The 6,035-nt window shown below is 60.7% G+C and carries 5 protein-coding genes; 1 reads left to right on the forward strand and 4 read right to left on the reverse strand.

Annotated elements, in window-relative coordinates; genetic code table 11:
• Positions 1-53: 53 nt before the first annotated feature.
• Positions 54-3,623 carry an indolepyruvate ferredoxin oxidoreductase family protein gene (locus tag EOS_RS27990; protein WP_047895441.1) on the reverse strand — a complete coding sequence of 1,190 codons (3,570 nt, stop codon included), beginning with the start codon at positions 3,621-3,623 and terminating at the stop codon, positions 54-56.
• Positions 3,624-3,874: 251 nt separating this feature from the next.
• Between EOS_RS27990 and EOS_RS27995 the strand changes: the two genes are divergently transcribed.
• Positions 3,875-4,534 (forward strand): glutathione S-transferase family protein, encoded by a 660-nt coding sequence (locus tag EOS_RS27995; protein ID WP_047895442.1) that lies wholly within the window; start codon positions 3,875-3,877, stop codon positions 4,532-4,534.
• Between the two features lie 12 nt (positions 4,535-4,546).
• Here the strand turns inward: EOS_RS27995 and EOS_RS28000 are convergent, their stop codons facing one another.
• From EOS_RS28000 to EOS_RS28010, 3 genes are all read right to left on the reverse strand, one after another.
• Complete coding sequence (locus tag EOS_RS28000) at positions 4,547-4,792, reverse strand: hypothetical protein (protein WP_047895443.1); 246 nt, start codon at positions 4,790-4,792, stop codon at positions 4,547-4,549.
• Positions 4,793-4,894: 102 nt separating this feature from the next.
• Positions 4,895-5,125, reverse strand: a complete 231-nt coding sequence (locus EOS_RS28005; RefSeq protein ID WP_047895444.1) for a hypothetical protein — start codon at positions 5,123-5,125, stop codon at positions 4,895-4,897.
• A gap of 115 nt (positions 5,126-5,240) precedes the next feature.
• Positions 5,241-6,035: carbohydrate kinase family protein (locus EOS_RS28010; RefSeq protein ID WP_047895445.1), on the reverse strand; the 795-nt coding region annotated here is incomplete at its 5' end.

The raw sequence follows: 6,035 nt of genomic DNA on the forward strand, positions 1-6,035 counted from the left end.
GTTGGCTGTATATCTACCGATGCCAGGCAACTCGGAACCGAGGAGTAGGGTTCTTACTTCGCCACCACCACCGGAATTCCCCTCAGCGCTCCGGCGCCCTTCACCTCATCGAGCGACGCCTTCACATACCGCCCCGTCTCCACCGAGATCCTCAATTTCGCCCCCAAATCCCGTTCGCGCCGCTTCACCACCGATAGATTCGCCAGCTTCACATGTCCATAACCACGAATGCGTTCGTGCAGCAGCGCGAGCGTTTCGACATCCTTCGCATTGTCCGGCGTCAGCACTTCAAGCGCGCGTCGAATGGTGATTTCGTAGTCGCCGGGGAGTTCGCGCTCCATCTTGCGCTCAAGCGATTTGCCAAACGGATCGATGACCGTGCCGCGCAATCCACGAACCTTCGCCATTACCCCAAGCACCGGCCAAAGCCATTGCCCGAACGTCATCTTCCGCGGCTGGCCACCATTCTTGGCCTTCGATAAAACCGGCGGCGCCATATTGAATTTCACCGTGAAATCCTGCCCAGCCGTACCTTCGAATTGCGCTTCCAACGCAGCCCGGAATGCCGGATCGGTGTGAAGCCGCGCGACTTCGTATTCGTCCTTGACCGCAAGCAGCCGATAAAACGTCGAAGCCACCGCACGCGTCACGGCATCGTTGTTAAGCGCGGCGGCCGCCGAAACCAACGACCGATATCGCATCACATAACCCGCACCGCCATAAGCTGACAACCGCGCTTCACGATCCGCGATCAACGCATCGAGCGGCATCGCAGCCATCTCGACTCGCGGCGTAACCTTGGCCTTCCGCAGCGCTTCCAAAGCATCAATATCCGCCGCAGCCAACCGGCCGATAGCAAACGCCAGCTTGTTCATCGGCACAGCGACGTTGTTCAACTCGATCGCCCGCATCAACGCCGCGTGCGACACCGGCACAAGCCCAAGTTGCCACGCATAACCCAGCATCAAAATATTCGCGCCGATGGTATCGCCGAGAAAACGTGTCGCCAGAGCCTGCGCATCGCACGTGTTCATACGCTCCGCGCCCGCCGCGTGTTGCATCTTTTCCAGCAGCTCTCCGGCGTGCAGATTCGCGTCGGGGTTCTGCACAAAAGTCGCGTTCGGAATCGCGTGCGTGTTCACGACAATGCGCGTGCGCCCATGCCGCACCGTTTGCAGCGCATCGGCGCTTGCACCGACGACCATGTCGCAAGCGAGCAGCACGTCGGCTTGCTGGGTATCGATACGCACCTGGTTGAGCAATGCATCGGTGGCGGCGAAGCGCACGAACGACAGCACCGCGCCACCTTTCTGCGCAAAGCCCATGAAGTCGAGCACGGACGCGCTCTTGCCTTCAAGATGCGCAGCCATGCTGATCAGCGCGCCGACCGTCACCACACCCGTGCCGCCGACGCCGGTAATCAAAATGTCGTACGGCGCGTTATCGAGTTCGAGCTGGGGTTCTTGCAACGCATCGACGCGGGCCGCGAGCGTTTCAGGATCGAATGCGTTCCCGGCGGCTTTCTTGAGCTTCGCGCCTTCCAGCGTGACGAAGCTCGGGCAAAAACCGTTCACGCACGAGTAGTCCTTGTTGCACGACGACTGGTCGATGCGGCGCTTGCGCCCGAGCTCGGTTTCCACCGGTTCCACCGACAAACAATTGCTCTGCACGCCGCAATCGCCACAGCCTTCGCACACGGCTTCGTTGATAAACAAGCGCTTGTCAGGGTCAGGAAACTCGCCTTTCTTGCGCCGGCGCCGTTTTTCCGCTGCGCAGGTTTGATCGTAGATAAGTACGGTAACGCCTTTGATATCGCGCAACCGGCGTTGTACATCGTCGAGTTCGTTTCGATGATGAAACGTCGTGCCTTTCGGAAACTGATCGTGGTGGCCGTCGTATTTCTCGGGTTCATCGCTCACCACAACCAGCGTGGCAATACCTTCCGCTTCAACTTGCCGCGCGATTTGCGGCACGGAAATGCTGCCGTCGACGGGCTGGCCGCCCGTCATCGCGACGGCATCGTTGTACAAGATTTTGTACGTAATGTTGGCCTCCGCCGCGACCGCTTGGCGAATAGCCAGGATTCCTGAGTGAAAGTAGGTGCCATCACCGAGATTCTGGAACACGTGCGGCGTTTTCGTGAACATGGAGTGCGAGGCCCAATCAACGCCTTCACCGCCCATCTGGATCAAGCCCGTTGTATCGCGCTCCATCCACGACGCCATGAAGTGGCAGCCAATCCCCGCCTGCGCGATCGATCCGTCGGGTACTTTCGTCGATGTATTGTGCGGGCAGCCCGAGCAGAAATACGGCGTACGTTTGACGGTATCGGCGGCGTTCGACAGGATTTGCGGCGCGACGAGATCGACGACTTTATCGCGGCGATCAAGCGATGGTTTGTGCCGCGCAAGCCAGTCCGCGAACACCGGCAACACGCGCGATGGACGCAGTTCGCCAAGCGCGCTTAATAAGGCCGCGCCATCCTGCGCGTTCTTGCCGACAACAATCGGCCGCGCGCCTTGCGTCCGGTTATACAAATGGTCTTTGATCTGCTGTTCGATCACTGGCCCTTTCTCTTCGATCACGAGGACTTCCGAGAGACCTTCCACGAAGGTATCGAGCCGCGTGGTCTCGAGCGGAAACGACAAGCCCACTTTATAGATGCGCACGCCGGCGGCATCGAGGTCATCGACGGTCAGATCCAGCCGACGCAGCGTTTCCATCAGATCCAGATGCGCCTTGCCACACGTCACAATACCGACGTTCGCATGACGACTCGGCGCGATCCATTTATCGATGGAATTCGTTTTGGAAAAGTACCGCACGGCGTCGAGCTTGGCGGCAAGCCGCGCTTCAATCGTCAAGCTCGGCAGATCGGGCCAGCGATTATGCAAACCCCCTTCAGGCGCGACGAAACCTTCCGGCGCCGGCCACTCGGTCTGTAACGCATCGAGGTCCACCGTCGACCCCGATTCCACCGTCTCCGAGATCGCCTTGTAACCGACCCACGCGCCCGAAAAACGCGACAACGCCCAGCCGTAAAGCCCGAACTCGAGCATATCGGCGATATTCGATGGATTTACCACGGGCATGTGCCAGGCGATCATCGCCTGATCGGACTGATGCGGCATGGACGACGACACGCAGCCGTGATCGTCGCCCGCCACGACCAGCACGCCGCCATGCGGCGACGAACCGTACGCGTTGCCGTGCTTGAGCGCATCGCCGGCACGGTCGACGCCCGGGCCCTTGCCGTACCACATCGCAAAGACGCCATCGACGGTGCGCTCGGGATCCGATTCCACACGCTGCGTGCCGAGCACGGCCGTGCCGCCGAGCTCCTCGTTGATCGCGGGCAGGAAACGCACGTCGTGCGACGCGAGCAGCTTGTTCGCTTTCCACAATTGCTGATCGACCATGCCAAGCGGCGAGCCCCGATAACCGCTCACGAAACCCGCTGTATTTAACCCAGCGGCGCGATCCAGCTGGCGTTGCATAAGGACCAGCCGAACCAATGCCTGCGTGCCGGTGAGGAAGATGCGGCCGTGTGCGGCCTTGAGATTATCGGTGAGTTGATAATTGGCTAACGGGGGATGGTCTGCAAAAGGCACACGCGCGTTCATGCGGTCTCCGGCGTTTGGTCGTCGAATTGAGGGGATATCGCCATTCTTCCTCGACATAGCCGGAAGGTTTTTGCGTTCTTCGCGATCGCACGCTCGTACCAGAAACAAAAGCGATCTTTATTGAGATGCGCGAGTGGAAATCACCTGCTGAACGGCTAATGTGTGGTTAACCCGTAGCTAGAACCGCCTTGGAGCGGGTAATCTGAACATCTCCCTGATAACGCAGCGCCACGAAAAAGGACGATCCGCCGATGAGGCTCTACTACTGGCCGAAGACGCGCGCGTTTCGCGCGTTGTGGATGCTCGAGGAACTGCGCGTGCCGTATGAGTTCGCCTACGTGAACATTCGAGCGGGCGAGCAGAACGCTCCGGCGTTTTGCGCCGTGAACCCGATGTCGAAGTTGCCCGCGCTCGATGACGGTGGCGTGTGCGTCGCGGAATCGGGCGCGGTGCTGCTCTATCTCGCCGATAAATACCCGCAAGCTGGCCTGGGCGTTCCCTTGGACGATCCGTTGCGAGGCCGTTTCCTCCAATGGATGTTCTTCACGGGCGCGTGCCTTGAACCGGCTATGGCCGAACGGATGACGGGCGCACCGGGTAACAGCGTGAGTTTCGGCTGGGGCGATCTGGGGCGGGTGGAAAAGGCGATCGAATCGGCACTTGCGGACGGCCCGTGGCTGCTGGGCGAACGCTTCACCGCCGCCGATATCCTCGTCTCGAGCACGCTGCAGATTGCCTATATGGCGAAGCTGATCGAGCCGGGCGGCGTGCTGTCGGATTATGTCGCACGCGCCACGTCACGCGAGGCGCACGAACGCGCGGTATCGATCGATAAACAAGAGGCGCAGAAGGTGCCGTCAGCCGCCTCGCAGCAGCAGACTGGCTCCGGCTCGGTGAGCTCGAAACCCTGACCTTCTCTTGGTTCAGGGAAACGTCTTAGGCTTGGGAATGCCCGCACCGGCTTCAATGTCCGAGACCGCTTGCACATGCGCGGCGTCAATGGCGTCGGCGGGACTCGGCAAACCGCTATCGCCGCCGACCGTTTTCCACGGCTGCACGGCTTTGTCGTGATGGCGGATTTCGTATTCGGCGTCCCAGCGCGCCCCTTGTAGTTCGAGGGGCCGCACGTGGATGGAGTAGACGCCGTAGAGGAAGAGTTGTTCCGGCATGGTGGTTCTCCCGTTACTCCTGGTACTTCTGTTACTCCTGCCAATCCTGCTACTCCCGTTCAAACGAAAACGGCGGCGCAGAAATTCCCGCGTCGCCGTTTTTTATAGTTCGAGTTCACCGAGGATCCGGTGCGCGAGCGCGCGGGCTTCTTCGAGCGCCTCTTCTTCGGATAGCGACGTGGCAGCGACGTCGTATAACTTTGGCTCTGAATCCTCGCCGTCTTCGCCGTCATCCCGCACCAGCGTGACGACACCTCGAAACTGGCCGCCGTCTACGGCGTGGGCCCCTATCGTCGCGGTGTAGATGCCTTTCGTGTAGATCGTGTCTTCCATGATGCATCTCCGGCAAAGGTTGAAACGATGCTAGCACGCGTATTTATCGCGCGTATGACCGTCTCTTATTTGACCGGCGGGCGCTAGCCCCAGGTCTCAACTTCAGGCCTCAACCTCAGGCCAGCAAATCTTCGACCTCTTCCAGCGAGGGAGAATGTGCCCCCGACATCCGGCACGCCGCCGCGCCTGCCGCCAGCGCGAAACGCAAGTGATCGGGCCAGCCGCCAGCGCGTGTCATCAAGCTGTACAGCAAGCCGCCGATGGACGCATCGCCGGCGCCCACCGTGTCGGCGACATCGACTTTCGGCGGCCTTGCCTGCCAGCTATCGTTGCCGACGTGCAGCGTGGCTTCGGCCGAACCCCGCGTGATGAGCACGGTGGCCTGCGGGTTCATCGCGCGGATCTCGGCAATGGCGTCGGCTTCATTCGGTATCGATGGGAAGAGTTTTTGCAGATCTTCGTCGGAGACTTTGATCAGGTCGGCAAGCGCCGCCATCTTGTGCAAGGTCGGCTCGTAACCGTGCTCCATCAGGTTCCGATAGTTCGGGTCGAAGCTGATCTTCACGCCATGTTCGCGCAGTTGCGCGGCGAGGCTGGCGAGCGTGTCGCCGAGCGGCTGACGGACCAGGCTGATGCAGCCGAAGTGCGCCCATTTGACCGCGTCCATCCAGCCGGACGGCAGATGGGTGGGATCGAAGGCGAGGTCCGCGCCGTTTTCACCCATGAAGTAATAGGTTGGTGGTTGCGTCTTGTGCACGATCGCCAGTAGCGGCGGCCGCTCGACGCGCTGCATGAAACGCATATCGAGGCCGGCTGCGACGCTGGCGTTCCAGAGTTCATCGGAGAAATTGTCCGTGCCGAGCGAGCCCGCGCATGCCGTCGGCAGCCCGAGACGCGCGACGGCGCGTGC

Origin of the sequence: Caballeronia mineralivorans PML1(12) (assembly GCF_001028175.1) — a bacterium.
Classification (GTDB): Bacteria; Pseudomonadota; Gammaproteobacteria; order Burkholderiales; family Burkholderiaceae; genus Caballeronia; species Caballeronia mineralivorans.

Excerpts from the sequence above, each read along its gene's own strand:
- EOS_RS27990 (WP_047895441.1), bottom strand. The coding sequence starts at position 3,623 with ATGAACGCGCGTGTGCCTTTTGCAGACCATCCCCCGTTAGCCAATTAT.
- EOS_RS27995 (WP_047895442.1), top strand. The coding sequence starts at position 3,875 with ATGAGGCTCTACTACTGGCCGAAGACGCGCGCGTTTCGCGCGTTGTGG.
- EOS_RS28000 (WP_047895443.1), bottom strand. The coding sequence starts at position 4,792 with ATGCCGGAACAACTCTTCCTCTACGGCGTCTACTCCATCCACGTGCGG.
- EOS_RS28005 (WP_047895444.1), bottom strand. The coding sequence starts at position 5,125 with ATGGAAGACACGATCTACACGAAAGGCATCTACACCGCGACGATAGGG.